General features: G+C 67.3%; 23 protein-coding genes and 1 pseudogene. 12 read left to right on the top strand and 12 right to left on the bottom strand.

Annotated elements, in window-relative coordinates:
* Both ACZK3J_RS15650 and ACZK3J_RS15645 read left to right on the top strand, forming a co-directional pair.
* A complete protein-coding gene (locus ACZK3J_RS15650) occupies window positions 1-933 on the top strand; it encodes a DUF1684 domain-containing protein (protein ID WP_049401240.1) in 933 nt (310 codons plus the stop codon).
* A 1-nt stretch (window position 934) separates the two neighbouring features.
* Window positions 935-1,888 (top strand): TraB/GumN family protein, encoded by a 954-nt coding sequence (locus ACZK3J_RS15645; protein WP_107431260.1) that lies wholly within the window; start codon window positions 935-937, stop codon window positions 1,886-1,888.
* 74 nt (window positions 1,889-1,962) lie between these two features.
* Here ACZK3J_RS15645 and phaR read toward each other — a convergent pair whose 3' ends face one another.
* The 3 genes from phaR to gluQRS form a co-directional block, all read right to left on the bottom strand.
* Window positions 1,963-2,502: a polyhydroxyalkanoate synthesis repressor PhaR gene (gene phaR, locus ACZK3J_RS15640; protein WP_032130258.1), complete on the bottom strand. Its 540-nt coding sequence runs from the start codon at window positions 2,500-2,502 to the stop codon at window positions 1,963-1,965.
* Between the two features lie 183 nt (window positions 2,503-2,685).
* On the bottom strand, window positions 2,686-3,426 hold the full coding sequence (phbB, locus tag ACZK3J_RS15635) for an acetoacetyl-CoA reductase (protein WP_478476058.1): 741 nt from the start codon (window positions 3,424-3,426) through the stop codon (window positions 2,686-2,688).
* A 17-nt stretch (window positions 3,427-3,443) separates the two neighbouring features.
* Entirely contained in the window at window positions 3,444-4,364 is a 921-nt protein-coding gene (gene gluQRS / locus ACZK3J_RS15630; protein WP_478476057.1) for a tRNA glutamyl-Q(34) synthetase GluQRS, read from the bottom strand.
* A gap of 93 nt (window positions 4,365-4,457) precedes the next feature.
* Here gluQRS and htpX point away from each other — a divergent pair, with 93 nt between their 5' ends.
* Entirely contained in the window at window positions 4,458-5,324 is an 867-nt protein-coding gene (gene htpX / locus ACZK3J_RS15625) for a protease HtpX (RefSeq protein WP_049457138.1), read from the top strand.
* A gap of 749 nt (window positions 5,325-6,073) precedes the next feature.
* Here htpX and ACZK3J_RS15620 read toward each other — a convergent pair.
* A complete protein-coding gene (locus ACZK3J_RS15620) occupies window positions 6,074-6,901 on the bottom strand; it encodes an inositol monophosphatase family protein (RefSeq protein ID WP_049401244.1) in 828 nt (275 codons plus the stop codon).
* A 120-nt stretch (window positions 6,902-7,021) separates the two neighbouring features.
* On the opposite strand from ACZK3J_RS15620, the gene ACZK3J_RS15615 reads away from it, so the two are divergent.
* The 3 genes from ACZK3J_RS15615 to ACZK3J_RS15605 all read left to right on the top strand — a co-directional run bounded on the left by ACZK3J_RS15615 (window position 7,022) and on the right by ACZK3J_RS15605 (window position 10,894).
* On the top strand, window positions 7,022-7,792 hold the full coding sequence (locus ACZK3J_RS15615; protein WP_049423915.1) for an RNA methyltransferase: 771 nt from the start codon (window positions 7,022-7,024) through the stop codon (window positions 7,790-7,792).
* Between the two features lie 76 nt (window positions 7,793-7,868).
* A complete protein-coding gene (locus ACZK3J_RS15610) occupies window positions 7,869-8,771 on the top strand; it encodes a phosphate/phosphite/phosphonate ABC transporter substrate-binding protein (protein ID WP_223224712.1) in 903 nt (300 codons plus the stop codon).
* Window positions 8,768-10,894: a putative bifunctional diguanylate cyclase/phosphodiesterase gene (locus ACZK3J_RS15605; RefSeq protein WP_478476056.1), complete on the top strand. Its 2,127-nt coding sequence runs from the start codon at window positions 8,768-8,770 to the stop codon at window positions 10,892-10,894. Before ACZK3J_RS15610 ends, ACZK3J_RS15605 begins: the two co-directional genes overlap by 4 nt.
* Window positions 10,895-10,966: 72 nt before the next feature.
* Here the strand turns inward: ACZK3J_RS15605 and epmB are convergent, their stop codons facing one another.
* Window positions 10,967-12,007 (bottom strand): EF-P beta-lysylation protein EpmB, encoded by a 1,041-nt coding sequence (gene epmB / locus ACZK3J_RS15600; RefSeq protein WP_478476055.1) that lies wholly within the window; start codon window positions 12,005-12,007, stop codon window positions 10,967-10,969.
* 96 nt (window positions 12,008-12,103) lie between these two features.
* On the opposite strand from epmB, the gene efp reads away from it, so the two are divergent.
* The 5 genes from efp (at window position 12,104) to ACZK3J_RS15575 (ending at window position 16,360) form a co-directional block, all read left to right on the top strand.
* Entirely contained in the window at window positions 12,104-12,670 is a 567-nt protein-coding gene (gene efp / locus ACZK3J_RS15595) for an elongation factor P (protein WP_014037874.1), read from the top strand.
* Window positions 12,671-12,867: 197 nt separating this feature from the next.
* The gene (locus tag ACZK3J_RS15590; protein ID WP_014037873.1) at window positions 12,868-14,211 is read left to right on the top strand and encodes a TRZ/ATZ family hydrolase; all 1,344 of its coding nucleotides are present in this window, start codon (window positions 12,868-12,870) and stop codon (window positions 14,209-14,211) included.
* 24 nt (window positions 14,212-14,235) lie between these two features.
* Complete coding sequence (gene ubiG / locus ACZK3J_RS15585) at window positions 14,236-14,952, top strand: bifunctional 2-polyprenyl-6-hydroxyphenol methylase/3-demethylubiquinol 3-O-methyltransferase UbiG (protein ID WP_049401248.1); 717 nt, start codon at window positions 14,236-14,238, stop codon at window positions 14,950-14,952.
* A complete protein-coding gene (locus tag ACZK3J_RS15580) occupies window positions 14,949-15,644 on the top strand; it encodes a phosphoglycolate phosphatase (protein WP_478476054.1) in 696 nt (231 codons plus the stop codon). Before ubiG ends, ACZK3J_RS15580 begins: the two co-directional genes overlap by 4 nt.
* Before the next feature lie 11 nt (window positions 15,645-15,655).
* Complete coding sequence (locus tag ACZK3J_RS15575) at window positions 15,656-16,360, top strand: squalene/phytoene synthase family protein (RefSeq protein ID WP_049423927.1); 705 nt, start codon at window positions 15,656-15,658, stop codon at window positions 16,358-16,360.
* A 99-nt stretch (window positions 16,361-16,459) separates the two neighbouring features.
* Here the strand turns inward: ACZK3J_RS15575 and ACZK3J_RS15570 are convergent, their stop codons facing one another.
* From ACZK3J_RS15570 to yidD, 4 genes are all read right to left on the bottom strand, one after another.
* Complete coding sequence (locus tag ACZK3J_RS15570; protein WP_478476053.1) at window positions 16,460-17,980, bottom strand: hypothetical protein; 1,521 nt, start codon at window positions 17,978-17,980, stop codon at window positions 16,460-16,462.
* Between the two features lie 112 nt (window positions 17,981-18,092).
* On the bottom strand, window positions 18,093-18,941 hold the full coding sequence (locus tag ACZK3J_RS15565; protein ID WP_049401255.1) for a M23 family metallopeptidase: 849 nt from the start codon (window positions 18,939-18,941) through the stop codon (window positions 18,093-18,095).
* Window positions 18,941-20,287, bottom strand: coding sequence for a dihydroorotase (locus ACZK3J_RS15560; protein WP_010486624.1), 1,347 nt, complete (start codon window positions 20,285-20,287; stop codon window positions 18,941-18,943). The genes ACZK3J_RS15565 and ACZK3J_RS15560 overlap by 1 nt, the downstream gene beginning before the upstream one ends.
* A 1-nt stretch (window position 20,288) precedes the next feature.
* A complete protein-coding gene (yidD, locus tag ACZK3J_RS15555; protein WP_014037867.1) occupies window positions 20,289-20,543 on the bottom strand; it encodes a membrane protein insertion efficiency factor YidD in 255 nt (84 codons plus the stop codon).
* Between the two features lie 272 nt (window positions 20,544-20,815).
* Here yidD and dksA point away from each other — a divergent pair, with 272 nt between their 5' ends.
* Entirely contained in the window at window positions 20,816-22,045 is a 1,230-nt protein-coding gene (dksA, locus tag ACZK3J_RS15550; protein WP_071229711.1) for an RNA polymerase-binding protein DksA, read from the top strand.
* Between the two features lie 551 nt (window positions 22,046-22,596).
* Here the strand turns inward: dksA and ACZK3J_RS15545 are convergent.
* The 3 genes and pseudogenes from ACZK3J_RS15545 to cysS all read right to left on the bottom strand — a co-directional run bounded on the left by ACZK3J_RS15545 (window position 22,597) and on the right by cysS (window position 25,723).
* A pseudogene (locus ACZK3J_RS15545) lies at window positions 22,597-23,844 on the bottom strand (MFS transporter).
* Window positions 23,841-24,293: a SufE family protein gene (locus ACZK3J_RS15540; RefSeq protein ID WP_049423936.1), complete on the bottom strand. Its 453-nt coding sequence runs from the start codon at window positions 24,291-24,293 to the stop codon at window positions 23,841-23,843. The pseudogene ACZK3J_RS15545 and the gene ACZK3J_RS15540 overlap by 4 nt, the downstream one beginning before the upstream one ends.
* Window positions 24,294-24,346: 53 nt before the next feature.
* Window positions 24,347-25,723 carry a cysteine--tRNA ligase gene (gene cysS / locus ACZK3J_RS15535; protein WP_369352643.1) on the bottom strand — a complete coding sequence of 459 codons (1,377 nt, stop codon included), beginning with the start codon at window positions 25,721-25,723 and terminating at the stop codon, window positions 24,347-24,349.
* Window positions 25,724-25,780 lie beyond the last annotated feature (57 nt).

Here is a 25,780-nt window from a genome sequence, read left to right as displayed (position 1 = left end):
ATGCGTTATCGGGGAATGGGCGGCCTGCTGGCCGCTTTGGTGTTGGCCGCCTGCAGCCCGGCAACGCCGCCGGCACCGGCCTCGGCCGCGGAGGATCCGTCCTATGCCGCCGAGCAGCAGCAGTGGCGGGTGGCACGCTATCAGGACCTGACCCGGCCCGATGGCTGGACCGCGCTGGTCGGCCTGCACTGGCTGCAGAACAAATCCCACTTCGTCGGCAGCGGCGCGACCAATGGCATCCGCCTGGCGGTTGGGCCGGACAAGCTGGGCCTGCTGCGCCGTGAAGGCAGCCAATGGTGGTTTACGCCCGAAGCCGGTGTGGATGTCAGCCATGATGGCCAGCCGGTGCGCGGCCGCATCCGCATCGACACCGACAAGGATGCGCAGCCGACGCTGCTGGCTTTCGATGGCGGCAAAGGCCAGCTCAGCATCATCCGCCGCGGTCCGCGCGATGCGCTGCGGGTCAAGCACGCCGATGCGCCGGCACGTCGCGATTTCGGTGGGCTGGAGTACTGGCCGGGCGGCCCGGACTGGCAGGTGCAGGCGCGCTTCATCGCGCACCCGCCGGGCAAGACCCTGCCCATCGTCGACATCACCGGCCTGACCACCGAAATGCCCAATGCCGGCGCGGTCGAGTTCCAGCGCGATGGCCGCAGCTGGCGGCTGGAGGCGATCGGTGCGCCGGGGCAGCCGCTGTTCCTGATCTTTGCCGATCGCACCAGTGGCCGTGGCAGCTATCCGGCCGGTCGCTATCTGGATACCGATGCCCCCGCTGCCGATGGCACCGTGCGCATCGATTTCAACCATGCCTACAACCCACCGTGTGCGTTCACCGCTTACGCGACCTGCCCGTTGGCGCCACCGGAAAACCGGTTGGACCTGCGTGTGGAAGCGGGCGAGAAGGCGTACCACCTGCCTGAAGGAGAAGGCTGATATGCCGATCAGATCCCTGTTGCGTGCCACCGTTCTGTTGGCGGCCTGTGCGCTGGCACCGCTGGTTGCAGCGCGTACCGTGCAAGCCGATACCACTGGCGCAGCGGCGGCCAAGCCGCCGGTGCCGTTGCTGTGGAAAGTGACCGGTCCGGGCGATTCGCGCCTCTACCTGCTCGGTTCCTTCCACCTGCTGAAGCCGCAGGATTACCCGTTGTCGCCCGATGTTGAACAGGCGTTCGAGGCCTCGCAGCGGGTCGTGTTCGAACTGTCGCCGGAAGACATGCAGTCGCCACAGTTGGCCAGCCGCATGGTGCAGGCGGCGGTGCGCACCGATGGCAGCGAGCTCAAGCGCGATCTCGATGCCGCGACCTGGCAGAAGCTGCAGGTGTTCGCCACCGAAAACAAGCTGCCGCTGGCGCAGATGCAGGGGATGAAGCCGTGGTTTGTCGGCCTGAGCATTTCGGTCGGGCAGATGCAGAAGCTGGGCCTGGACCCGGCACTGGGCCTGGACCGTCACTTCATGGAGCGTGCGCAGAAGACCGGGCGCAAGACTGCGGGACTGGAAGACATCGACACCCAGATCGGCATGCTCGACGGAATGACGCTGCAGGAACAGCGGCAGATGCTGGCCGAAGCGCTGGACCAGGCCGGCAAGGCCGACGAGCAGGCACGCCAGCTGCACGACGCCTGGCGCCGCGGTGACGAGCGCGTGCTGTGGACCCGGATGGCGGCGGAAATGCGCCAGCAGTATCCGCAGCTGTATCAGCGCATCAATACCGGCCGCAATGACGCCTGGGTGCCGAAGCTGCTGCCGTACCTGCAGGCAGGGCAGGGCGGTACGCTGGTGGTGGTGGGCACGCTGCACCTGCTGGGCAACGACGGCGTGGTCGAGAAGCTGAAGGCGAAGGGTTACAAGGTCGAGCGCGTATGCACGGGGTGCAAGGCGAAACGCTGACGTATCGTTGTCGCGATGCCAAACAAAACGGCGCGCCAGGGGCGCGCCGTTTTCGCATCAGCCGTTGCAGCAGCTCAGCGGCGGGTCTTGCCGCCGGTGCCGGTGCCCGGTTCGTTCGGCTTGTTGCCGGTACCTGCGCCGGTTCCCGTTCCGGTGCCGCCCGGACGCGGGCCACCGAAGCCGGTGCCCATGTTGCGCTGGAATTCCTGCCACAGCTCCAGGTTGCGCTCGGTCAGCTGGTTCATCATCGCCCACGGGGTCTGGCCCAGCAGGTTGCCCATCTGCTGGCGGAACTGCTGCTGCTGGTCGAGGAAGACCTGCATGCTGCGCTCCAGGTAGTTGCCCATGAAGCCCTGCAGGGAATCGCCGTAGAAGCGGATCAGCTGGCTCAGCAGCTGGGTGGACAGCATCGGTTCGCCGTCCTGTTCCTGGTCGGCGATGATCTGCAGCAGGACCGATCGCGTGAGGTCGTCGCCGCTCTTGGCGTCGCGGACTTCGAAGTCTTCACCGTCCAGGATCAGCTGGCGCACGTCCTCGATGGTGATGTAGCTGGAGATCTCGGTGTCGTAGAGACGGCGGTTCGGATACTTCTTGATGATGCGGGTCGCAGCCATGAAGCGGTACTCGTCACAGTAGACGCGCAGCATGGCGCAGTGCAGCAGCCGTTGCAACCGCCTCAGCCCCCGCCAGGCTTGGCTTTCGGCGGCGATCATGTTGCGCAACAAGGGTTTGCGTGCTGCGCAGCATGACTCTTGGCAGGGGCCGGCGGCGTTCGCCGCGATGGCCCGCTGCGCGGCTTACCAACCCATATGGTGGCCGCCGTTGATGTCCAGGTTGCTACCGGTGATCCACGAGGCTTCATCGGCGACCAGGAACGAGACGCCGTAGGCGATTTCCTCCGGCTTGCCCAGGCGTCCGGTGGGGATGTCGGCGATGATCTTGGCACGCACCTCCTCCGGCACCGCCATCACCATGTCGGTAGCGACGTAGCCGGGCGAAATGGTGTTGACGGTGATGCCAAAACCGGCGTTCTCGCGGGCCAGCGAGATGGTGAAGCCGTGCATGCCGGCCTTGGCCGCCGCGTAGTTGGCCTGACCGTACTGGCCCTTCAGGCCGTTGATCGAGCTGATCTGGATGACCCGGCCCCAGCCGCGGCGGCGCATGCCCTCGATGACCGGACGGGTGGCGTTGAACACCGAATTGAGATTGGTGTTGATCACATCGTGCCACTGGTCCGCGCGCATGCGGTGGAAGGTGGTGTCGCGGGTGATGCCGGCGTTGTTGACCAGGATCTCGACCGGACCCAGTTCGGCCTCGACCGCGCGCACCAGCGCTTCGGCGCTGTCCGGATCGGAGACATCGCCCGGGAAGATCGACACGCTGTAGCCGCGTTCGGTCATCGCCTGCTGCCAGGCGCGGGCCTTGGCCTCGTCGCGGTAGTTGGTGGCGACCCGGTGGCCCTGGTCGGCCAGGCGTTGGCAGATGGCGGTACCGATGCCGCCGGTTCCGCCGGTGACCAGTGCGACGCGAGATGTCATGGAGTGCTGTCCGGGTATCAGGTGGGGGAAGGGTGATTCTGCAACATCGGCGCGGAAAGTGCGCCGGCCGGCAACAGGATGTCGCTACGCGGCAACCGCGCCGGGTCGAAGGCCCGCCGAGCGGTGGCCAGCAGCGCGTCCAGATCGTGTGCCTGCGCCAGCGCCTCAGGGGCTTGGCCGAGCAGCTGCCAGAGCTGGCGCAGCACCGGCAGCGGGCGTTCGCTATCCACCGGCAGCGCCGCCAGTGACTTGGACAGCTTGTGGCCCGGCGTATCCAGCAGCAGCGGCAGGTGCCAGTAGCGCGGCACCGCCAGACCCAGCGCCTGCTGCAGCAGGATCTGCCGTGCGGTGGAGTCGAGCAGGTCGGCACCGCGCACCACTTCGGTCACCCCCTGCGCGGCGTCATCGATCACCACCGCCAGCTGGTAGGCCCAGCAGCCATCGGCGCGGCGCAGCACGAAGTCGCCGACCTCGGCATGCACGTCCTGCTGCTGCGGGCCGCGCAGGCCATCGTCGAAGTGCACAAGGCTGCCGGGCGGCACGCGGAAGCGGACGGCCGGGTCCGGTCGTGGTTGCCGGGCGACGCAGCGGTGATGGATGCCGCCGCTGGCGGCAAGGTCGCTGCGGCTGCAGTGGCAGACAAAGGCCTGGTCGCTGGCGAGCAGTTCATCCAGCGCGGCCTGGTAGGCCTCGCCGCGCGTGCTCTGCCAGAGTACCGGGCCATCGTGGACCAGGCCGAACGCGGCCAGCGCCTGCAGCTGTGATTCCGCTGCACGGGGCACGGTGCGCGGCGGGTCGACGTCTTCGATGCGCAGCCGCCACAGGCCGCCGTGATGGCGGGCGAGCAGCCAGCTGCCGAAGGCGGCGAGCAGGGATCCGGGGTGGAGCAGGCCGGTCGGCGAAGGGGCGAAGCGGCCGCAGGGAATGGGGGAGGTCATGCTGGCTGAATCGTCGGTCAGGTTGGCGCTTGAATTCAAGCTGACCGCACCGCAAATTGATCGATATCGACCCCTTCCGAGCCGGAATTTCCCATGTTCACCCGTATTGCCCTCTTCCTGGCCACGAACTTTGCCGTGCTGATCCTGGCCAGCATCGTGATGTCGCTGTTGGGAACCGACCCCAGCAAGATGAGCGGCCTGCTGATCATGGCCGGCATCTTCGGTTTCGGTGGCTCCTTCATCTCGCTGCTGCTGTCCAAGTGGATGGCCAAGCGCTCCACCGGTGCGGTGGTGATCACCGAGCCGCGCAACCAGACCGAGCGCTGGCTGCTGGCTACCGTCGAGCGCCAGGCCAAGGCGGCCGGCATCGGCATGCCCGAAGTGGCCGTGTATGAAGGTCCGGAGATCAATGCCTTCGCCACCGGTGCCAACCGCAACAATGCGCTGGTCGCGGTGTCCACCGGCCTGCTGCACAACATGAGCGAAGACGAGGCCGAAGCGGTGCTGGGCCACGAGATCGCCCACGTCGCCAACGGTGACATGATCACCATGGCCCTGCTGCAGGGCGTGTTGAACACGTTCGTCATCGTACTGGCCCGCGTGGTCGGCGGCATCATCGACAGCGCACTGTCGGGCAACCGCGAAGGCGGCGGCCGCGGCTTCGCCTACTACATCATCGTGTTCGTGCTGGAGATGGTGTTCGGCCTGTTCGCCACCATGATCTCGATGTGGTTCTCGCGCCATCGCGAGTTCCGCGCCGACGCAGGCGGTGCCTCGCTGGCCGGCCGCCAGAAGATGATCGCCGCGCTGGAGCGCCTGCAGCTCAACCACGGCCAGAGCACGCTGCCGACGCAGATCGCGGCGTTCGGTATTGCCGGTTCGACCGCGAAGAAGCTGTTCATGAGCCACCCGCCGCTGGAAGAGCGCATCGCCGCGCTGCGGGCGTCGACGGTGGCGTAAGCCTCCGTACTTCCACGGTAGCGCAGGAACGCCTGGCCTCGCGCCGGGCGTTTTTGTTTGTGCGCGCACGCATGGGTGGTGCCGGGATCATTTCCGCGACCGCGGAGGGGTGTCACTTTCTTTGCTCGTGCAAAGAAAGTAACCAAAGAAACACGCCGCCGGGGCGCGATCCGATGCTGCGCATCGGTTCCCTGCGCTTCTCGGCGAATCAGGGGGCGGCGCCGAACTCGCTTCGCTCAAACATCGGCGCCTCTTCGCCCCTGATTCCCCTGCGATGCTCGGCTCGCTCAAGGCGGACTCAAGGTCAAATGCCACAGCTGCACCCGGTAGATGCACGCCATGCATGGATGCTGTTGCCCTTGCCCTTGCCCTTGCCCTTGATCTTGACCTTCCAGTCCGCCTTCAAGCGAGCCGAGCACCGCAGGTCCGGCGAGGGCGAAGAGGTGCGGGTGTCTGAGCGCAGCGAGTTCCCGCACCGTCCCTCGACGGACCGAGGAGCGCAGGGCACCGGCGTGCGAAGCACGTCGGCTCTCGGCCGGCGGAGCGTTTCTTTGGTTACTTTCTTGATGGCGCACATCCGTGTGCGCCACCCTACGGGCCGGCTACGCCGTTCCACGCTGCTCCTGCAGCGCGGTGCACGCGCAAAGAAAGTGACACCCCTCCGCGGTCGCGGAAACGAATCTCCGTGCGCACAAACGAAAACGGCACCCTCGCAGGTGCCGTTTCAGTGAGCCGCGTTGCCGGGACGCTTAGAACTTGGCGTCGAACTCGGCGGCGTAACCGGTGTTGACCAGCACCTTCTGCAGCGACTCGGCCACCTTCAGGTTGCCGGCCACGATCTGGTGGGTCTCCGGGCCACGGTTGTCCATGCGGCCCAGGGTCGCGCCCTTGAAGTCGCAGACCTTGCCACCGGCCTCGCGGACCAGCAGCAGGCCGGCAGCGATGTCCCACGCCTTCACGCCGGCTTCGAAGTAGGCGTCGGCGCGGCCGCAGGCCACGTAGGCCAGGTCCAGCGCGGCCGAGCCGGTGCGGCGGATGTCCTCGCCGTGCACCAGCAGGGCGTCGACCGCCTTCAGCTGGGCGCTGGCGCGGTTGCGCTCACGCGGCGCGAAGCCGGTGTGGATCATGGTGCCTTCCAGATCCTTGCGTTCGGCCACGCGGATGCGGCGGTCGTTCAGCACGGCGCCGGCGCCACGGCTGGCGGTGAACAGTTCATTGCGCAGCGGGTCGAAGATGACCGCATCGGTCGGCTCGCCATTCTCGACCAGGGCGATCGACACGCAGTAGTGCGGCACGCCGCGCAGGTAGTTGCTGGTGCCGTCCAGCGGGTCGATGACCCACATGTGGCGACGCTCGCCCTGCACGCCGCCTTCCTCGCCGAATACACCGTATTCGGGGTAGGCGCGCTTGAGTTCCTTGACGATGACCTTTTCCGCGTCCGCATCCACTTCGCTGGCGTAGTCCATCCGGCCCTTCTGCACCACGTTCAGTGCCTCGAGCTTGTTGATGTTGCGCAACAGGACGTTGCCGGCGAGGCGGGCGGCCTTGACCATGACGGTTACGGCGGGTTTCTGCATGGCGTGGGCTCCCGGAAAGGCAGAAGAGATGGACTGGCGGGGGAAAAGAGCGGGTCCGGCGCAGTGGCCGGCCGCACAGTTTACCATTGGTCATCGTCCAGCTCGACCTTTTCCCTGTTCATGTCCCAGTTTCCTGCCGCCACCCGCCTCCGATTCGTCCTGGTCGGTACCCAGCACCCCGGCAACATGGGCGCCGCCGCCCGCGCCCTGAAGACCATGGGCCTGGCCCGCCTGGTGCTGGTTGCCCCCGAAAAGCCGCTGGACGAGGAGGCCTTCCGCCGCTCGGCCGGTGCCGAAGACGTGCTGGGGGATGCCCCGGTGGTGGCCACCCTGGCCGAGGCGGTGGCCGATTGCCGCCTGGTACTGGGCTGCACCGCCCGTGCACGTCGCGTCCAGCTGGAGGAGTACCTGCCCGCCGATGCCGCTGCCCGCGCGGTGGCCAAGGCCGGCGAGGGCGCCGAGGTGGCGCTGGTGTTCGGCCGTGAGCGCACCGGCCTGACCAACGAGGAACTGCAGCTCTGCCATGCAGCGGTGCACATCCCGTCCGACCCGGAGTTCAGCTCGCTCAACCTGGCTGCCGCCGTGCAGGTGCTGGCCTATGAAACGCGCATGCAGCTGCTGGGCGCGCAGCCGGCCACCGATGCCGAGCCCGGCTTCCGCGAACAGGCGGCCAGCCACGAGCAGATGGAGAGCTTCTTCGCCCAGCTTGGCGACACGCTGGACGAGATCGATTTCCACAAGGGCCGCGCCCCGGAATCGGCGATGCGCAAGCTGCGCCGCCTGTTCCTGCGCAGTGAGCCGAGCGAGCAGGAAGTGCGCCTGCTGCGCGGCATCCTCGCCGACACCCAGCGCATGGCGCGACTGGCCCAGGCAGGCGGCAAGGACAGCTGACGACGTTCTCATTTTTTCGGGTAGTCTGTCTGGATACCCAGGGGGGATGAAGCCTGTGTCGGGTCTGCGAAAGGCAATGCAGGGGGGACTGCTGAGCCTGGCCATGGTCCTGCTGGCCGGGACGGTGCGTGCAGCACCGGACCCGGTGCTGGTGCTGGGCCGGATCAGCGATGATCCCAAGGCCCATTACGAGCAGCTGCAACCATTGCTGGACTACGTGGTGGCGCGCATGCAGGACGTTGGCATCAAGGAGGGGAGGATCCTGATGGCACGCGACCCGCAGCAGATGGCCAGCTATCTGCGGCGGGGCAGGGTCGACTGGGTCACGGAAACCTCCGGTACGGCGGTGGCGCTGGGCCAGCGCAGTGGCGCCCGTCCACTGCTGCTGACCGAGCGCAACGGCGTGCGGGATTACCAGACGGTGTTCTTCGTGCGCCGCGACAGCCCGATCCAGCGCGTGCAGGATCTGCGGGGCCATCGCCTGGCCCTGCAGAACACGGCGTCCACCAGTGCCTATCTGGTGCCGGTGATGACGTTGCTGCAGGAGGGCCTGTCGCCCCAGATCCTGGCCGGTGCATGGGACATGCCGGGCCGGGACAGTGTGGGTTACGTATTTGCACGCAGCGAGCTGAACATCGCGACGTTCGTGCACAAGGGGGTGGTTGACGTGGGGGCGGTGAGCAGCGTGGACTGGAACGACGAGCGGCGGATGCCGGCAGCGTTCCGGCGCGACTTCCGCGAGCTGCTGCGCACCGAGCCCTACCCGCGTGCGGTGGAGATGGTCCGCGCCGACCTTGATCCACGCGTGCGCGATCGCCTGCAGGAAGTACTGCTGCAGGCGGCCAGCGACCCGCAGGCACAGGGGGCGCTGCATCGGTTTTTTGGCACTTCCGGGTTCCACCGCGTCGATGCGCATGCGCAGCAGCGGTTGGATGAATTGAAACAAGGATTGACGCGCGTGCGGATGGAAGTGGAATGAAGTGGCTTGGCTCGGGGATGCAGGCCCGGTTCCTGCTCGCGATGGGCGGGGCGATGGTCGTGGTGATCGCGATCCTTGCGGTGTTGTTGGGGCGGCAGGCCGCGATGCAGGGCGAGGTGCGCAACCTCAGCGGCGGCGTCATCCATGAATTGTTCGACCGCAGCGTGCGCAGCCGCGGCGAGGCGATGGCGCGTGAGCTGTCCGACGCGCTGGCCAACCCGTTGTACTACCGTGACCTGGACCAGGTGGGCGTACTGGTGCGCAGTACCGCGCGCCAGCCCGTGGTGCGCTATGTAATGGTGTTCGATGAACGCGGCCGGCTGGTACACGATGGCTCGGTCGAGGTGTCTGGATTCGGTCAGCCGATGGCCGATCCACTGGCACCCAAGGCCGCGGCCGCGCAGATGCTGGTCGTGCAGGAATCGCCGAAGGTGCTCGACAACGCCATGCCGATCATGATCGGCAACCAGCGCATTGGCGGCGTCCGGGTCGGCATGGCGCTGGATGAGGTGCAGCAGCGCGAGCAGGCGGCCAACGCCACCCTGGGCGAGCGCCTGCAGCAGGTTGGCAGCCGTCACCTGGGCTGGCTGCTGCTGATGCTGGGCCTGCTGGTGGTGATCGGCGTGGTGGTGATCCTGTACGTGCAGCGCACCCTGGTCGCGCCGATCCGTGATCTTGCCGTCGCCGCCCGCCGCATCGAGGCCGGTGACTACCAGACACCCCTGGCCGAGAACACCCGCGACGACGAGGTCGGCGAACTGGTCCGCGGTTTCGCCCGGATGCGCGATGCGATCGCACGCCATGACCGCGAAGTGCGGCGCATGGCCTATACCGACGCGCTGACCGGGCTGACCAACCGGCTGGCATTCCGCGAGGCGCTTGATCATCGGTTGATGGCGGCCCGTGCCGCCAATCACCGGCTGGGCCTTCTGTTCGCCGATATCGACGATTTCAAGCGGGTCAATGACACCCTTGGCCACGAGGCCGGCGATGAGGCATTGCTGCAGTTCGCCCAGCGTATCGGCCGCGCGGTCACCGAGGCCGGGGGCGATGAAGCCCTGCTGGCCCGCTTCGGCGGCGACGAGTTCGTGATCCTGGTCGGAGATGGCGACGTGGCGGCCAATGCGCGGCTGCTGGCCGAAGTGCTGGTGCGCGAGCTGGGCAAGCCGCTGGTGGTGCAGGGCAGGGAACTGTTCCTGGGCACCTCGATCGGCGTGACCCTGTTCCCCGACGATGCTGCCGATGCGACCACGCTGCTGAAAAACGGCGACATCGCCATGTACCAGGCGAAGATGGCCGGCAAGAACTGCTATCGCTATTACAGCCGGGCGATGGACCATGCGGTCGAGCGTCGCGTGCATATGGAACAGGAGCTGCGCGGCGCCTGGGAGCGCGGTGAGCTGCGCCTGGCCTACCAGCCGATCTTCCGCATGCGCGACCGCCGCATGGTCGGTGTTGAAGTACTGCTGCGCTGGCAGCATCCGACCCTGGGCACGATCCCGCCCTCGGTGTTCATCGAGGTGGCCGAGCAGAGTGGCCTGATCGAGATCATCGGCCCGAAGGTGCTGCGTGCGGCCTGCATGGAAGCCTCGCAGTGGCCGCGCGGGGCAGCGGGCGATGATCTGTTCGTGTCGGTCAACGTGTCACCGCGGCAGCTGCGTGGCGGCGAACTGCCGGCACTGGTCGCGCAGTGCCTGCATGAGTCCGGGCTGCCGGCGTCGCGCCTGCACCTGGAGCTGACCGAAACCGCCGTGATCGGCGACGAGATGGTTGCCGCGCAGCTGCTGGACAAGCTGCACCGCACCGGCGTGAAGGTGTGGCTGGACGATTTCGGTACGGGCTTCTCCGGGCTCAGTCATCTGCGCCAGGTGCCCGTGGACGGCGTGAAGATCGACAAGAGCTTCGTTGCCGACATGCAGCGCGATCCCGACGACCTTGCGCTGACCACGGCGATCATCGCCATGGCCCACGCGCTGGGCATCACCGTGGTGGCCGAGGGCATCGAGCAGCAGGCACAGTTCGAGCTGCTGGCGCAGCGCGGCTGCGATCTTGGCCAGGGCTACTGGCTGAGCCACCCGGTGACCGCCACCGAAGTGGTGCGGATGATCGAATCGGGCGTCTGACCCCAAAAAAGGGGACGGAGGGAATTAAGTCGCAAATGCATAAGCGACTTAATTCCCTCCGTCCCCTTTTTGTTACAGCGGGCGCTTGCTTGGGTCGCCGGGCAGTTCGCGCACCAGCTTGGGGATCAGGTAGCCGGACAGGCGTGCGGTCAGGCCGGCAATCAGCGCCTTGGCCTGGGTGTCGTCCACTTCGAAGTGGGCCACGCCCTCGACCCGGTCCAGCTGGTGCAGGTAATAGGGCAGCACGCCAGCAGCAAAGCTGCGCTCGCTCAGGTCCTGCAGGGCCTGCACGCTGTCGTTGACCCCGCGCAGCAACACCGCCTGGTTCAGCAGCTGGGCGCCGGTACCGCGCAGGCGGGCCATCGCTGCGTCCACGCTGGCGTCGAATTCATTGGCGTGATTGGCGTGGACCACGATCGCCAGCGGCCAGGGCAGGCTGCCCAGCCAGGAGACCAGTTCATCGTCCACGCGCTCCGGCAGCACGATCGGCAGTCGGGTATGGATGCGCAGGCGGCGGATGTGCGGTATCTGGCGCAGGGCGTCGGTCAGTTCCACCAGCTTGTGCGTGGCCAGCGACAGCGGGTCACCGCCGGACAGGATCACCTCGTCGATGTCCGGGTCGGCGGCGATGGCGGCTACGGCCTCCTGCCATCCCCCCTTGGCGGCGTTCTCCGCGCCATAGTCGAAGTGGCGGCGGAAACAGTAGCGGCAGTTGATCGCGCAGCTGCCGGTGGCGACCAGCAGGGCGCGGCCACGGTACTTCTGGATGACGCCGGTGGCCTTCTTGGCGGCGCCATCGCCCACCGCATCGAAGCTGAACCCGGGCGCCGGGTGCATTTCCTCGTCGATCGGCAGCACCTGGCGCAGCAGCGGGTCGGCCGCATCGCCGGGGCGCATGCGGGCCACGAAGCCCTCCGGCACGCGCAGCGCGAACTGGGCCATGGCCGCCTCCGAGACACCCAGCGCGGCCGGGTCCAGCTGCAGCCGGGCCAGCAGGGCGTGCGGGTCGCGCAGCGCCTGGCGCCAGAGCTGCTGCCAGCGCGCGGGCGCACCTGGCGACTGGTGCCGTGGGAAGGCGGAAAGCTGCATGGAGAGGGGGCCTGCGGTTATCATGGGGGCAGAAAAACAGTCGCCCACCGGCATCCGGTGGGCTTTCCATTCTAACGGCTCGCCGCACCCGCGGCGTTTTTGCCACTCAGGAGTTTACGCATGGCCAGCTACGGCATGAACGACGTCAAGAACGGGATGAAGATCCTGGTCAACAACCAACCGGCCGTCATCATCGACACCGAATACGTCAAGCCGGGCAAGGGCCAGGCCTTCACCCGCGTGAAGTACCGCCTGATCAAGGACGGCCGTACCCAGGAAGTCACCATGAAGTCGACCGACTCGCTGGATGCAGCCGACGTCGTCGATACCGACATGAACTTCATGTACAGCGACGGCGAGTACTGGCACTTCATGGACCCGGAATCCTTCGAGCAGGTCCAGGCCACCAAGGCCGGCATGGGCGGCGCCGAGAAGTGGCTGAAGGGCGAAGAGTCCTGCGTGGTCACCCTGTGGAACGGTGAGCCGATCTTCGTGCAGCCGCCGAACTTCGTTGAACTGAAGATCACCGAAACCGATCCGGGCGTCCGTGGCGACACCTCGGGCGGCGGCGGCAAGCCGGCAACCCTGGAAACCGGCGCCGTGGTCCGCGTGCCGCTGTTCGTGAACCAGGAAGAAGTGATCCGCGTCGACACCCGTTCGGGCGAATACTCCGCACGCGTCAAGTAATCCGGCGCAGCCGGATCAGGGTAGTGCCGGCCGCTGGCCGGGTACGCGCCATCGCATTCGCGCTGGCGCTCCCATGATCTGCTTCGGCAGATCATGGGCCCCGCTTCACGAGTCTCCAGACCCCGCCGCTTCGCGGCAGCCCCTGACTCAGGGGCGTGTCCCCCAGAAGTTTCTCGCCCCACAGCCAGTGAGCCCGCATGAGCGATAGCCCGCACCTCCCCGAAGCCTGCGACCTGCTCATCGAAGCCGGTTACGTCGTTCCGATCGAGCCGCACGCGGTGGTGCTGGAAGACCATGCCGTTGCCGTGCGTGGCAGTGAAATCGTGGCCATCCTGCCGCGTGCCGAGGCGCGCGCGCGGTTCCGCGCCACCCAGGTGGTGAGCCGCCCCGAGGCTGCCCTGATGCCGGGCCTGGTCAATGCGCACACGCACAACCCGATGACGCTGCTGCGCGGCGTCGCCGACGACCTGCCGCTGATGACCTGGCTGCAGCAGCACATCTGGCCGGTGGAAGCGGCGGTGATCGGCCCCGAATTCGTTGCCGACGGCACCACCCTGGCCATCGCCGAGATGCTGCGCGGCGGTACCACCTGTGCCAACGAGAACTACTTCTTCGGCGACGTGCAGGCCGCGGTCTACAAGAAGCACGGTTTCCGCGCGCTGGTGGGTGCGGTCATCATCGATTTCCCCACCGCCTGGGCCAAGACCGATGACGAATACTTCGCCAAGGCCGGTGAACTGCACGACCAGTGGCGCACCGATCCGCTGATCGGCACCGCGTTCGCGCCGCATGCGCCCTACACGGTCAACGATGCCAACTTCGAGCGGGTGCGGATGCTGTCCGACCAGCTCGACATGCAGGTGCACCTGCACACCCACGAGACCGCGCAGGAGATCAACGATTCGATCAAGCTGCACGGCCAGCGCCCGCTGGCGCGGCTGGATCGGCTCGGCCTGGTCAACGACCGCCTGATCGCGGTGCACATGACCCAGCTGACCGATGCGGAAATCCACCTGTGCGCCGAACGTGGCGTCAGCGTGGTGCACTGCCCGGAATCGAACCTGAAGCTGGCCTCCGGTTTCTGCCCGGCCTGCGCCCTGCAGCGCGCCGGCGTGAACCTGGCCATCGGCACCGATGGCTGCGCCAGCAACAACGACCTGGACATGTTCAGCGAGAACCGCACCGCGGCGATCCTGGCCAAGGCCGTGGCCGACGATGCGACCGCGCTCGATGCGGCGACCACGCTGCGCGCCTCCACCCTGGGTGGCGCCCGCGCACTGGGCTTCGGCGACCGCATCGGTTCCATCGAAGTCGGCAAGCAGGCCGATCTGGTCTGCGTCGACCTGTCCGCGCTGGAAACCCAGCCGCTGCACAACGTGCTGTCGCAGCTGGTGTACGCCACCGGCCGCCAGCAGGTCAGCGACGTCTGGATTGCCGGCAAGCCGAAGCTGGTGCAGCGCGAGCTGGTCGGCATGGACCTGCCGGGCATCATCGCCAACGCGCGCCAGTGGCGCGAGCGCATCCGTCATATCCGCGCCTGAACCCCGGCGCCGCAAGGACCCCTCATGACTGCCCCCCACGCTTCCTCCAATTTCGATCAGGCCGAGCTGGACAAGTTCGCCGCGCTGGCCAACCGCTGGTGGGACGCTGACGGCCCGCAGAAGCCGCTGCATGCGCTGAACCCGGTGCGCCTGCAGTACGTGGCCGATCGCGTGCCGCTGCGCGGTGCGCGCGTGCTCGACATCGGTTGTGGTGGCGGCCTGTTGAGTGAAGCGCTGGCCCAGGCCGGTGCTGACGTCACCGCCATCGACCTGGCCCCGGAACTGGTCAAGGTCGCGCGCCTGCATGCGCTGGAAAGCGGCGCCAAGGTCGATTACCGGGTGCAGGCTGCCGAAGATCTGGCCGCCGAGCAGCCGGGCAGCTTCGATGTGGTCACCTGCATGGAAATGCTCGAGCACGTGCCCGACCCGGGCGCGATCATCGAGGCCTGCAAGCGCCTGCTGAAGCCGGGCGGCCACCTGTTCCTGTCGACCATCAACCGCACCGCCGCCGCCTTCGCGGTGGCGATCGTCGGCGCCGAGTACGTGGCGCGGCTGCTGCCCAAGGGCACGCACCACTACCAGGAATTCATCAAGCCGGCCGAGCTGGCGCGCTGGCTGCGCGAGGCCGACATGCAGCTGGTGGATGTCAGCGGCATGGCCTACGAGCCGTGGCGCAACCAGGCCCGCCTGAGCAGCCGTACCGACATCAACTACCTGGCCTACGCGGTCAAGCCGGCATGACCGCGGCCCGCTTCCCGCGCGCGGTGCTGTTCGATCTGGACGGCACCCTGCTGGACAGCGCGCCGGACTTCGTCGCCACCTGCGACGCGATGCTGGCCGAGCGTGGACGCGCACCCATCGATCCGGCCGCGCTGCGCCCGGTGGTGTCGAAGGGCTCGCGGGCGATGGTCTCGGCTGCGTTCCCGGAACTGGACGTAGCCGCACGTGACGCGCTGATCCCGGAATTCCTGCATCGCTACGAAGCATTGATCGGCCAGCACGCGGTGCTGTTCGATGGCGTGGCCGGCATGCTCGCCGCGTTGGACGATGCCGGTACGGTGTGGGGCATTGTCACCAACAAGCCTGAATACCTGGCGCGCTTGATCCTGCCGCAGCACGGCTGGCAGCAGCGCTGTGCGGTACTGGTCGGTGGTGACAGCCTGGCCGAACGCAAGCCGCATCCGCTGCCGCTGCTGCACGCCGCGCAGGCCATCGGCGTCGCCGCCGAAGACTGCGTGTACGTGGGCGACGACGAGCGCGACATCATCGCGGCACGTGCCGCCGCCATGCCGTCGGTGGCGGCGCTGTGGGGCTACCGCCTGCACAGCGACGATCCGCTGGCCTGGCAGGCCGACGTGCTGGTCGAGAACGCCGAACTTCTGCAACTGGCCAGTCTCTGGCCGACCCGGCCGGCAGCCCCGGCCCAGCCGTAAGGAATCACGTAGTGAGCAGTACCGCGCTGGACAGTTTCCTCGACAAGTGGCGCAGCCGTTGGCCGGAGTGGTCGGTGGCCGCCCCGTTCGTGGCCGAATCGCAACGCGAGCTTGCGGTGGCGTGGTTCGCGCTGCTGCAGGAATTCGACGACATGCTCAACACCAGCGGCGACCCGTTGCCGGCCGACGCCAAGCTGGCGTGGTGGGGCGAGGAGCTGCGCAGCTGGGCCGCGCATCGTTCGCGCCACCCGCTGGGCCGCCTGCTGGAGCCGGTGCGTGCGCCGTGGGCGCAACTGGCCGAAGCGCTGCCCGATCTGGTTGAAGCGCGTACCGTCGCGCTGGATGCAGCCGGTGCCGAGCGTGCGCTGGCCCATTACGCTGAAGCCGTGGCCGCGGTGGAGGCAGCCCTGTTCGCGGACAAGCCGCGCACTGGCGCCGGTCGTGCGGTGCAGCTGCAGACCCTGGCCCAGCGCCTGCAGGATGCCGGCGTAGCCGGTGTGCCGCGCAGCCTGCTGGACGGTGATGCCAGCACGGCCGCACAGCGCTGGGCGCAGCATCTGTTGAAGGGCTGGGGCAGCCGCGTGCCCGGCCCGCGCCCGCGCCGCGTGTGGTCCAGCCTGGCGCGTGCACGCCTTGCCGCGCAGGCGGCAGGCAAGCCGATCGAAGCCACGCCGGTACGCACCCTGCTGCGTGTGTGGTGGGCTGCGCGCGGCTGATCGATTGCCGTGGTAGTGCCGGCCGCTGGCCGACAGCCAGGGCGATGCAGGATTCATGGGGTTGCCGGCCAGCGGCCGGCGCTACCCTTCCAGGGCGCCTCAGAACGTCCTGACCTCGTTCATTGCTTCGCGCAGTACGTCGCGCTGCAGCGGCGTAGTGCCCGGTGCGCGCGCCGCTTCCACGGCATCGACGATGCCCATCCACGCCATGTAGATCTGCTCGCGCTCTTCGGTTTCGATGAAGCCGCTGCGGCGGTCCAGTGCGTTGAAGCCTTCGGTGTAGTTGCGGCCGATCTGCGCCAGCGCTGCGGTCAGTTCTGCAGCAGCGCGGTCATCGGTGGCCAGCTTCAATGCATCCGTACAGGCTTTGCGATACAGCGTGGTTGCCTTCTTCGCCTGCGCAGTGCTGATGTGCGTGCTTCCCTCCCAGTCGCGGAAGGGGTTGTCGAGATTTGCGGCCAGCCATTCGGGCTTGCGCAGCTGGCCCACATCCAGATCCAGGCCTTTTGCCACCTCGCCCTTGTAGGCCTTCCTGATGGCGGTGCCAAGATCGGCCGGTAAGCTGTGCAGCCACAGCCGGCACAAGCGCGGCCAGCATTCCGGTGCCGGAAACACCGAACCAGCAGGCGGAAAGAGATCGCTGCCGCTGAGGGTGTACAGCTGCTGCAGATCGCCGAGGCACTGCAGCTGATGCAGCAGGCAGGGGGCGCCGTTGATCGCGAGCGATTGCAGTTGCGGGAACTGCTGGGCAATGCGTGCGGCGTCGAGTTCACGTACTTCCCGCAGCTGCAGTTCACCGAGCTGCGTCAGGCCCAGGCCTGGCAGCAGCGGATCGGTACTGATGAGGGTCAGCCAGCGGCCCTCGTCCTCGGCGTGGATGATCAGCGCGGGATCGATGCTGCCGATCAGCGTCAGGCGATCCAGCTGCGGGTTGAGGTGGAGCGAGCGCAGGCCGGTGACATCGATGGTCATCTGCAGGAGCCGGGTTTCTCGCACATCGACGTCGGTCTGCTGCAGGCCACTGATCTGCAAGGTATGGATCAACGGCCGTGTACGCAGCCACGGCAGCAGGCCCAGCACCGGTGTGCTGATCTCCAGCTGCGTGAGCAGCGGCAGGGCATCGAATACAGCCAGTGACGGCGCACGGTTCAGGGTCGCGCTGTCCAGTTGGCGGGTACAGCGACGCACCGGAAAGGCATCGCTTTCCAGTACCACGCTCTGGTCTTGCGGCGCGGACATCGCGGCGTGGAAGGCGCGCACGGCATCGGTATCCAGCGCATCCCACTTGCGTTGCCCGACCCATTCGGCGCCATCCGGCCAGCTGCCGTAAGCCTTCGGATGATCGGCGATCAGCGGCTCGCGCCAGCCCACCTGCTGGAAATCGCGCGGGACGCGCTTGCCTACCCAGCGGTGCAGGATCGCGGGCGCCGCACGGAACGGGCTGAAGCGGGCAGGTTGCATGGCTGCAACGGCGGCGGCATCCGGCAGGGCACTGCCCACCCAGTCCAGTGCAAGGACGGCGAAGCTGCCGTCCTCCGTATTCTGGTGGGTGAGCTGGTAGGCCACGTAGGCGCCCAGGCGTGCGTTGTGGACGACGTGGATATCACCCGCAGCGGGCATGCAACGTTCCTTGTTTCCATGCGTCGAAACATCACGGTAGCGCCGGCCGCCGGCCGGCATCCAGATTCGCCGCGAAGATCATGGGGTTGCCGGCCAGCGGCCGGCACGACCGTTATTTGCGTTCCAGCACCAGCAGCGGATCGATACGGGTATCGAACCAGTTCATGCCCCAGTGCAGGTGCGGGCCGGTGGCACGACCGGTGGCGCCGACCGCAGCGATCACCTGGCCCTGTTCCACACGGTCGCCAACTTTTACGTCGATGCGCGACAGGTGCAGGAAGTTGGAGCTGACACCGAAACCGTGGTCGAGCAGCAGCGTGCCGCCGGTCAGGTACAGGTCGGGGCCGGCGAAGGTGACGATGCCGGCCGCCGGCGCTTTCACCGGCGTGCCGGTCGGTACCGCGATGTCCATGCCGGAATGACCTGCGCCGGGCTGTCCGTTGTACACGCGTGCGTTGCCGAAGCGGCCGCTGATGCGGCCCTGCACCGGCCAGATGAAGGTCTGGGTGAAGTCGGTGCGATCGTCATCGCGGGCGCGGGCGGCGGTCACCTGTGCTTGTTCGCGCTTGATCCGCTCGGCAATCGCCGGCGGCGGGTTGACCGTCTTCGGCGGCACGCCGTTGACCCGCTCGGTGGGCCAGTCGCGCGGGGTCACCGCAATGGTCGCGGTCTCGCTGCCACCATCAGGGCGCTGCACCTGCACGCGCAGCGGACCCTTCTCGTCGCGGCCGATGCCGAACACCACGCTGCCATAGCCGCTCACCCGCAGTTGGCGGCCGGCGTACTGCACGCGGCTGCCGGCGGGTACCTTGCCGATCACCAGTGCGCCCTGCGATGCGCTGGCCGGGAACACCACGCGGCTGTCGATCAGGCTGCCGATGCCGTCCTGTGCCTGCGCCGACGGTGCGGTGAACAGGGGCGCGGCCAGCAGCAGCGCCCCGATCAGAAGTGCGGAGCGCATCAGCGGTCGTAGGTCATGCGCTGGCCGGCCGGCTCGCCCACCAGTTTGCTGCCGTCCCACACCAGTTGGCCATTGACCCAGGTGGAGGCCACGCGCGAGCGGAAGGTCGTGCCTTCAAACGGCGACCAGCCGCACTTGGACAGCACGTCCTCGCGCTTGACCGTGAACGGCACGTCCTCGACCAGCACCAGGTCGGCGAAGTAACCCTCGCGCAGGAAGCCACGTTCTTCCACGTCGAACAGCTGTGCCGGCGCATGCGCGAACTTCTGCACCACCTGCTCGCGGGTCAGCTTGCCTTCGTGCACGCGTTCCAGCGCGGCCACCAGCGCGTACTGCACCAGCGGCAGGCCCGACGGCGCCTGTGCGTAGGGCTTCTGCTTCTCTTCCCAGGTGTGCGGCGCGTGGTCGGTGGCCAGGACGTCCAGCACGTCATCGGCCAGCGCGGCGGTGATCGCCTCGCGGTCGGACACTTCCTTGATCGCCGGGTTGCACTTGATCAGGTTGCCCTTGGTCGCATAGTCCGGACGCGCGAAGTGCAGGAAGTGCACGCAGGTTTCGGCGGTGATCTGCTTGCGGCTGCCGTCGGCGCGGATCAGCGGACCCTTCTCGAACAGCGCCAGCTCATCGGCGGTGGAGATGTGCAGCACATGCAGGCGGGTGCCGTGCTTGCGCGCCAGCGACATCGCCAGGCGGGTCGACTTGATGCAGGCCTCGCGCGAGCGGATGTCCGGATGCATGTCCGGGGTCAGCGCATCGCCGTATTTCTCCTGGAAGGCCTTCAGGTTGGCGTCGATCATCGGCGTGTCTTCGCAGTGCGTGATGATCGGCGTCGGGCATTCGCGGAAGATCGCGTCCAGCGTTTCCGGATTGTCCACCAGCATGTTGCCGGTGGAGGCGCCCATGAACACCTTCACGCCCGGGGCCTTCTTCGGGTCCAGCGCACGGATGGCGTCCAGGTTGTCATTGCTGGCGCCGTGGTAGAAGCCATAGTTGGCCCAGGCGCGACCGCGCGCCAGTTCGTACTTCGCTTCGAGGATGGTCGAATCCAGCGTCGGCGGGTTGGTGTTGGGCATGTCCATGAAGCTGGTCAGGCCACCGGCCACGGCCGCCGCCGATTCGCTGGCGATGTCGCCCTTGTGGGTCAGGCCCGGTTCGCGGAAGTGCACCTGGTCGTCGATCATGCCCGGAAGCAACCAGCGTCCGGCTGCGTCCACCACCTGCTCGCCGTCGCGCGGCGCCAGCCCGTTGCCGATCTGCGCGATGCGGCCGTTCTCGATGCGCAGGTCGCCGTCGAAGGTGCGGCCTTCGTTGACCATGCGGGCGTTGGTGATGAGGGTGGAGGACATGTCAGTGTTTTCCTGTGCAACGGCAAGAGGGGGCGTTGGGGGACTCGGGCACGGGGTCGAAGCCGCCGGGATGGAACGGGTGGCAGCGGCCCAGCCGGCGCGCAGCCAGCCAGCTTCCGCGCAGCGGGCCGTGCCGCGAGATGGCGTCCATCGCGTATTCAGAACAGCTCGGCACGAAACGGCAGCGTGGCCCCAGCAGGGGGCTGATGAAGCGCTTGTAGAAGCGCAGCAGGGCAATGAGCAGGCGCGAGATCACCCAGTCATCTTATGCCAGTTGGCATGAAGGCCGCATTTGTGCAGGATGGGCCGTTGGTCGCATGTCGCCGATGGCCTGCGACCGGTACCAGTACCTTCGGGTGCTGGCCAGGTTCCGTACCGCGCAAGGCGGTCCGTGTTTGTCGGACTGCCTCCAAGGGCGCCTTGACTCCAGGACTGAATGGAGCAGGGGGTCGAGGTTGCTGCTGCGGGTCGGGTAGGCTATAAAGGCCCGCTTTCCCGGGCCCCGGGGAATCCAAGGAAGAGCGTTTCGTGGCTGCTAAAAAAACTGCAAAGAAGGCCGCAACGGCCGCCAAGAAAACCGCCAAGCCTGTTGTGAAGAAGTTGGCGGCAAAGCCCGTTGCCAGGAAACCGGCCAGCAAGCCGGCGACCAAGGCAGCGTCCTCGCAACCGGCGGCCAGGAAGGCCACCGCAAAGAAAACGCCGGTCAAGGCAACCAAGCCGGTGGCGAAGAAGGCTGCTGCGCCCGCCAAGGCCAAGCCTGCCGCTGCCAGCAAGAAGGCGCCGGTGGTGAAGAAAGCCGCCAGCAAGGCCGCGCCGGTGAAGAAGGCCGCCGCCAAGCCGGTGGCGAAGAAGGCAGCAGCCAAGCCGGCGCCGAAGGCGGTGGTGAAGAAGGCTGCGGCCAAGCCGGTCGCCAAACCTGCAGCGAAGAAGGTTGCTGCGGCTAAACCGGTGGCCACGCCTGCCGCTGTAAAGAAAGTCACCAAGAATGTTGCCGCGCCGGCCGCAAAGCCGACCCCGGCCCCCGTAGTGAAGTCCGCACCGAAGCCTGCCCCCAAGCCGGCTCCGGCCAAGCCTGTCCCGGCCAAGACCGTGGCAGTGGCAGCAGCCCAACCGGCCCCCAAGCCGGCCCCGGCCGCCGCTCCTGCTGCTTCGAAGGCCCCGCAATCCAAGAATCCCGTGCCCGTTTCGAAATCGCCTGCCAAAACCGCCGTGAAATCCGATTCCGCTCCGAAGACCGTGTCGCGCCCTGTCGGCAAGGTTGCCGTGGCCGTCGCCGCCCGCTCGGCGGCACCGGCCCCGCGCAGCAAGTACAAGGTGGTCGAGTACAAGACCGACGAGGCCACCGGCCGCCCGATCCTGCCGGCTGGCTACAAGCCGTCCTCGGAAGAGGAATACATGAGCCCGCTGCAGCAGGAGTATTTCCGTCAGCGCCTGCAGAACTGGCGCGCGGACCTGGTGGAAGAGTCCAAGCAGACCATCGAGAACCTGCGCGAGGAAGTGCGTGACATCGGCGACGAAGCCGAGCGCGCGACCCGCGAGACCGAGAACTCGCTGGAACTGCGTACCCGTGATCGCTACCGCAAGCTGATCGGCAAGATCGACAGCACCCTGAAGCGCCTGGAAGCCGGCGACTACGGTTACTGCGTCGACACCGGCGAAGAAATCGGCCTGGAGCGCCTGGAAGCGCGCCTGACCGCCGAACGCACCATCGACGCCCAGGAGCGCTGGGAGCACCTGCAGAAGCAGCAGGGCGACTGATTCCCGATCGTTGTATGGTCATGCGAAAAACCCGGCCTCGGCCGGGTTTTTTGTTGGGTGTGGTTGGCTGTGTAGAACGGCGCCTTCCGGGTATAGGAGGGAGCCTGTGTGCGCGGTTGCTGTAAAGCCTAGCCCATGCCCGGCTCGGGTCGAAGGCGGAGGGCAAGGAAGAGCAAAAGCAAAAGCAAAAGCAAAAGCAAAAGCAAAAGCAAAAGCAAAAGCAAAAGCAGCCAAGCATGGCTTGGCTCTACCAAGGGCGGTCATGCGTGCGCTCGCGGCTGTTGGGTCCGCCTTGTAGCGAGCCGAGCACCGCAGGGGAATCAGGGGCGAAGAGGCGCCGCTGTTTGAGCGCAGCGAGTTCGGCGCCGTCCCCTGATTCACCGAGGAGCACAGGGCACCGGCGCGCAGCGCCGGCTCGCGGATGGCGGCGCGTTTCTTTTGGTTACTTTTCTTTTCGCGCGAAAAGAAAAGTGACACCCCACCGCGGTCACGGAAAGAGCCCGCCGGGCATGGCCCGGCGCTACCGGCGCGTGGGCGCGCGGAAATCCGCTCTATTGCAGGTCGCGAAGATTCAGTTTCCGCAACGTCGGGTTCTTCCACGCGGTGATCCCGGCCACGCTCAGCACCGCAAACCCGCCCAGCACCACTGCCGGCACCAGGCCGAGCAGCTTTGCCATCGTGCCGGCATAGAACGCGCCCAGTTCGTTGGACGAACTGATGAAGATGCCGTTGATCGACGACACCCGGCCGCGCATTTCTTCCGGTGTAGCCAGCTGCAGGATGGTCGAGCGGATCACCACCGACACGCCGTCGAAGGCCCCATAGAACAGCAGGATCAGCGCGGACAGCCAGAAGTGCTGCGACAGCCCGAAGCTGATCACGCACAGGCCGAAGCCGGCCACCGCGAACAGCAGCACGCGGCCGGCATTGCGGTGCAGCGGGTGGCGCGCCAGCCACAGGCCAACGCAGACCGAGCCCAGCGCCGGCATTGCGCGCAGGATGCCCAGGCCTTCCGGACCGTGGTGCAGGATCTCGTGCAGGAACGCCGGCAGCATCGCCACCACGCCGCCCAGCAGCACCGAGAACATGTCCAGCGCCATCGCCCCGACCATGATTCGGTTGCCGACCACGAAGCGCGCGCCTTCAGCGATGCTCTTGAAGATCGGGGCGGCCGGACCGGTATGCACCGGTTCTTCCACCTTCAGCGTGGCCAGGCAGGCCATCGCCACCAGCGCGAAGCCCGTGGCCACCGCGTAGGACAGGCCCTTGCCGCCGAAGCCGACCAGCACGCCACCCAATGCCGGACCGGCCACCATGCCGGCCTGGAACACCACGGCGCCGAGGCCAGCGCCACGCGCGAACTGGTCACGGGCCAGCACGCGGGCGAACAGGGCGTTGTAGATCGGCGACAGGAAGGCGCGGACCATGCCGGTCAGCGCAATGGCCGCATAGATCGGCCACACGCCTTCGAACGGCAGCCAGCCCTTGGCCACGCCGGTCAACACCAGCGCGGTGGCGATCAACCCGGAGCAGGCGACCATGCCGAGCCGGCGGCGCGGCAGGTGGTCGACCAGATAACCGGCGAACGGTGCGACGCAGAAGAACGGCAGCACCTCGGCCAGGCCAACCAGGCCCAGCGAGAACGGATTGCGGGTGACTTCGTAGATGTGCCAGCCGACGGTGACCGCGACCACCTAGTAGGACAGCATCGCGAAGATGCGGTAGGCCAGCAGCTTGGCGAAACCGGGCCGGGACAGCAGCCCCAGCGCGGTGTCTTCGGCCGTGGCGGGTTCGCTCACGACGGGTCGCGCTGCAGCTGGGCCTGCGCGGTCTCGCGGATGAAGGCCAGCATCGCCGCCACGCCGTTGCTGCGGGTGGGCGAGAGGTGGCGGGCCAGGCCGATGTCCTGGATGTAGCTCGGTTCGGTGGCCAGGATCTCCTGCGCCGAGCGCCCGGAGTACACGCGCAGGGCCAGGAAGATCAGGCCGGAAACGATGGCCGAATCACTGATGGCGTGGAAGCGCAGCGACTGCGCATTGCCTTCCGGCACGATCCAGACCATCGACTGGCAGCCGAGCAGGCGGTGCTCTTCGGTCTTCCATTCGTCCGGGAAGGCGGGCAGCTTGCGGCCGAGGTCGATCAGGTACTGGTAGCGCTCGGACCAGTCGCCGAAGAAGCCGAATTCCTCGGCGATGGCGGTCTGGGCCTCGGCGGCGGTGGGTTCAAGCGGGAACGGGGAGTCGGTCACAACAGTCTCTACAGTGGAGCGTGGCCGGCGGACCGGCCACGGGGCAGGGTGGGTCAGCCGCGCTTGCGCGACCAGCGCACGCCCTGCGGGGTGTCTTCCAGCACGATGCCTTCGGCGGCCAGCTGGTCGCGGATGGCGTCGGAACGGGCGAAGTCGCGTGCCTGCTTGGCGGCGGCACGCTCGTCGATCAGGCCCTGGATGCGGGCATCTTCGCCATCATCGCTGGCCGCGGTGCCGAACCACTGCGCTGGATCGGCCTGCAGCAGGCCCAGGGCCAGGCCGGCACCGAGCAGTTCGCCCTTCAGGCGCACCTGTTCGGCAGGGTCGGTGGCCCGGCGTGCATCTGCGGCGATGCGGGCCACTTCGGCCAGTGCCTGCGGGGTGTTCAGGTCGTCATCAAGAGTCGCCTCGACCGTGGCCGGGATCGCCACGACCGCCTCGACCGACGCCAGCTCGCGTAGCGTGCCGTACAGGCGGTCCAGGGTGCGCACCGACTGCTCGATGAGGCCATCGGACCAGTCCAGCGGCTGCCGGTAGTGGGCCGACAGCAGGGCCAGGCGCAGCGCTTCCGGCGGGTGCTGGCGGACCAGATCGTGCACGCGTTCGATGTTGCCCAGCGACTTGCTCATCTTGGCGCCGCCGAAGTTGAGCATGCCGTTGTGCAGCCAGAAGCGGGCGAAGATCTTGCCGCCGTGGGCGCATTCGCTCTGCGCAAGCTCGTTTTCGTGGTGCGGGAACTGCAGGTCGACGCCGCCGGCATGGATATCGATGGTCTCGCCCAGGTGGGCGGCGGCCATCGCCGAGCATTCGATATGCCAGCCCGGGCGGCCACGGCCCCAGGGAGACTCCCAGCCAGGGAGGTCATCGCTGGACGGCTTCCACAGCACGAAATCGCCTGGGTCGCGCTTGTACGGGGCCACGTCGACGCGGGCGCCGGCCAGCATCTCTTCCGGGTCGCGGCGCGAGAGCTTGCCGTAGCCTTCGAAGCTGGCCACCGCGAACAGCACGTGGCCTTCGGCGGCGTAGGCATGACCATTGGCGATCAGCTGCTCGATCATGGTGATGATCTGCGGGATGTGCGCGGTCACTTCCGGCTCGATGTCCGGCGGCACCACGCCCAGCGCGGCCATGTCTTCACGGTAGGCGGCGGCGAACCTGTCGGTGATGGTGCTGATCGGCACGCCCTGCTCACGCGCGGCGTTGTTGATCTTGTCGTCCACGTCGGTGATGTTGCGCGCGTAGCGCAGGCCACCGAAACGGCGTCGCAGCAGATCGGCCAGCACCCCGAACACTACCGGGCCACGGGCGTTGCCGATGTGCACGTAGTTGTAGACCGTCGGGCCGCACACATACAGGGTCGGACAGGCCGGGTCGAGCGGGGTGAACGGTTCGAGCTGGCGAGTCAGGTTGTTGTGCAGGCGCAGGGTCATGGGGCTGTGGCTGGGGGACAAGCCTGTGATTTTAGAACGTGTCGGCCCCCTTTGGGG

The organism is Stenotrophomonas sp. 86428_Sma (assembly GCF_056481585.1).
This window is presented reverse-complemented; position numbering and strand designations above follow the sequence as displayed.

Bases quoted from the DNA above. Each gene is read 5' to 3' on its own strand.
- ACZK3J_RS15605 (WP_478476056.1), top strand. From the start codon at position 8,768: ATGAAGTGGCTTGGCTCGGGGATGCAGGCCCGGTTCCTGCTCGCGATG.
- efp (WP_014037874.1), top strand. From the start codon at position 12,104: ATGGCCAGCTACGGCATGAACGACGTCAAGAACGGGATGAAGATCCTG.
- ACZK3J_RS15580 (WP_478476054.1), top strand. From the start codon at position 14,949: ATGACCGCGGCCCGCTTCCCGCGCGCGGTGCTGTTCGATCTGGACGGC.
- ACZK3J_RS15615 (WP_049423915.1), top strand. From the start codon at position 7,022: ATGTCCCAGTTTCCTGCCGCCACCCGCCTCCGATTCGTCCTGGTCGGT.
- cysS (WP_369352643.1), bottom strand. From the start codon at position 25,723: ATGACCCTGCGCCTGCACAACAACCTGACTCGCCAGCTCGAACCGTTC.
- phaR (WP_032130258.1), bottom strand. From the start codon at position 2,502: ATGGCTGCGACCCGCATCATCAAGAAGTATCCGAACCGCCGTCTCTAC.
- ACZK3J_RS15650 (WP_049401240.1), top strand. From the start codon at position 1: ATGCGTTATCGGGGAATGGGCGGCCTGCTGGCCGCTTTGGTGTTGGCC.
- ACZK3J_RS15645 (WP_107431260.1), top strand. From the start codon at position 935: ATGCCGATCAGATCCCTGTTGCGTGCCACCGTTCTGTTGGCGGCCTGT.
- gluQRS (WP_478476057.1), bottom strand. From the start codon at position 4,364: ATGACCTCCCCCATTCCCTGCGGCCGCTTCGCCCCTTCGCCGACCGGC.
- ACZK3J_RS15565 (WP_049401255.1), bottom strand. From the start codon at position 18,941: ATGCGCTCCGCACTTCTGATCGGGGCGCTGCTGCTGGCCGCGCCCCTG.
- ACZK3J_RS15610 (WP_223224712.1), top strand. From the start codon at position 7,869: ATGCAGGGGGGACTGCTGAGCCTGGCCATGGTCCTGCTGGCCGGGACG.
- phbB (WP_478476058.1), bottom strand. From the start codon at position 3,426: ATGACATCTCGCGTCGCACTGGTCACCGGCGGAACCGGCGGCATCGGT.
- epmB (WP_478476055.1), bottom strand. From the start codon at position 12,007: ATGATAACCGCAGGCCCCCTCTCCATGCAGCTTTCCGCCTTCCCACGG.
- ACZK3J_RS15570 (WP_478476053.1), bottom strand. From the start codon at position 17,980: ATGCCCGCTGCGGGTGATATCCACGTCGTCCACAACGCACGCCTGGGC.
- ACZK3J_RS15560 (WP_010486624.1), bottom strand. From the start codon at position 20,287: ATGTCCTCCACCCTCATCACCAACGCCCGCATGGTCAACGAAGGCCGC.
- ACZK3J_RS15620 (WP_049401244.1), bottom strand. From the start codon at position 6,901: ATGCAGAAACCCGCCGTAACCGTCATGGTCAAGGCCGCCCGCCTCGCC.
- ubiG (WP_049401248.1), top strand. From the start codon at position 14,236: ATGACTGCCCCCCACGCTTCCTCCAATTTCGATCAGGCCGAGCTGGAC.
- htpX (WP_049457138.1), top strand. From the start codon at position 4,458: ATGTTCACCCGTATTGCCCTCTTCCTGGCCACGAACTTTGCCGTGCTG.
- ACZK3J_RS15590 (WP_014037873.1), top strand. From the start codon at position 12,868: ATGAGCGATAGCCCGCACCTCCCCGAAGCCTGCGACCTGCTCATCGAA.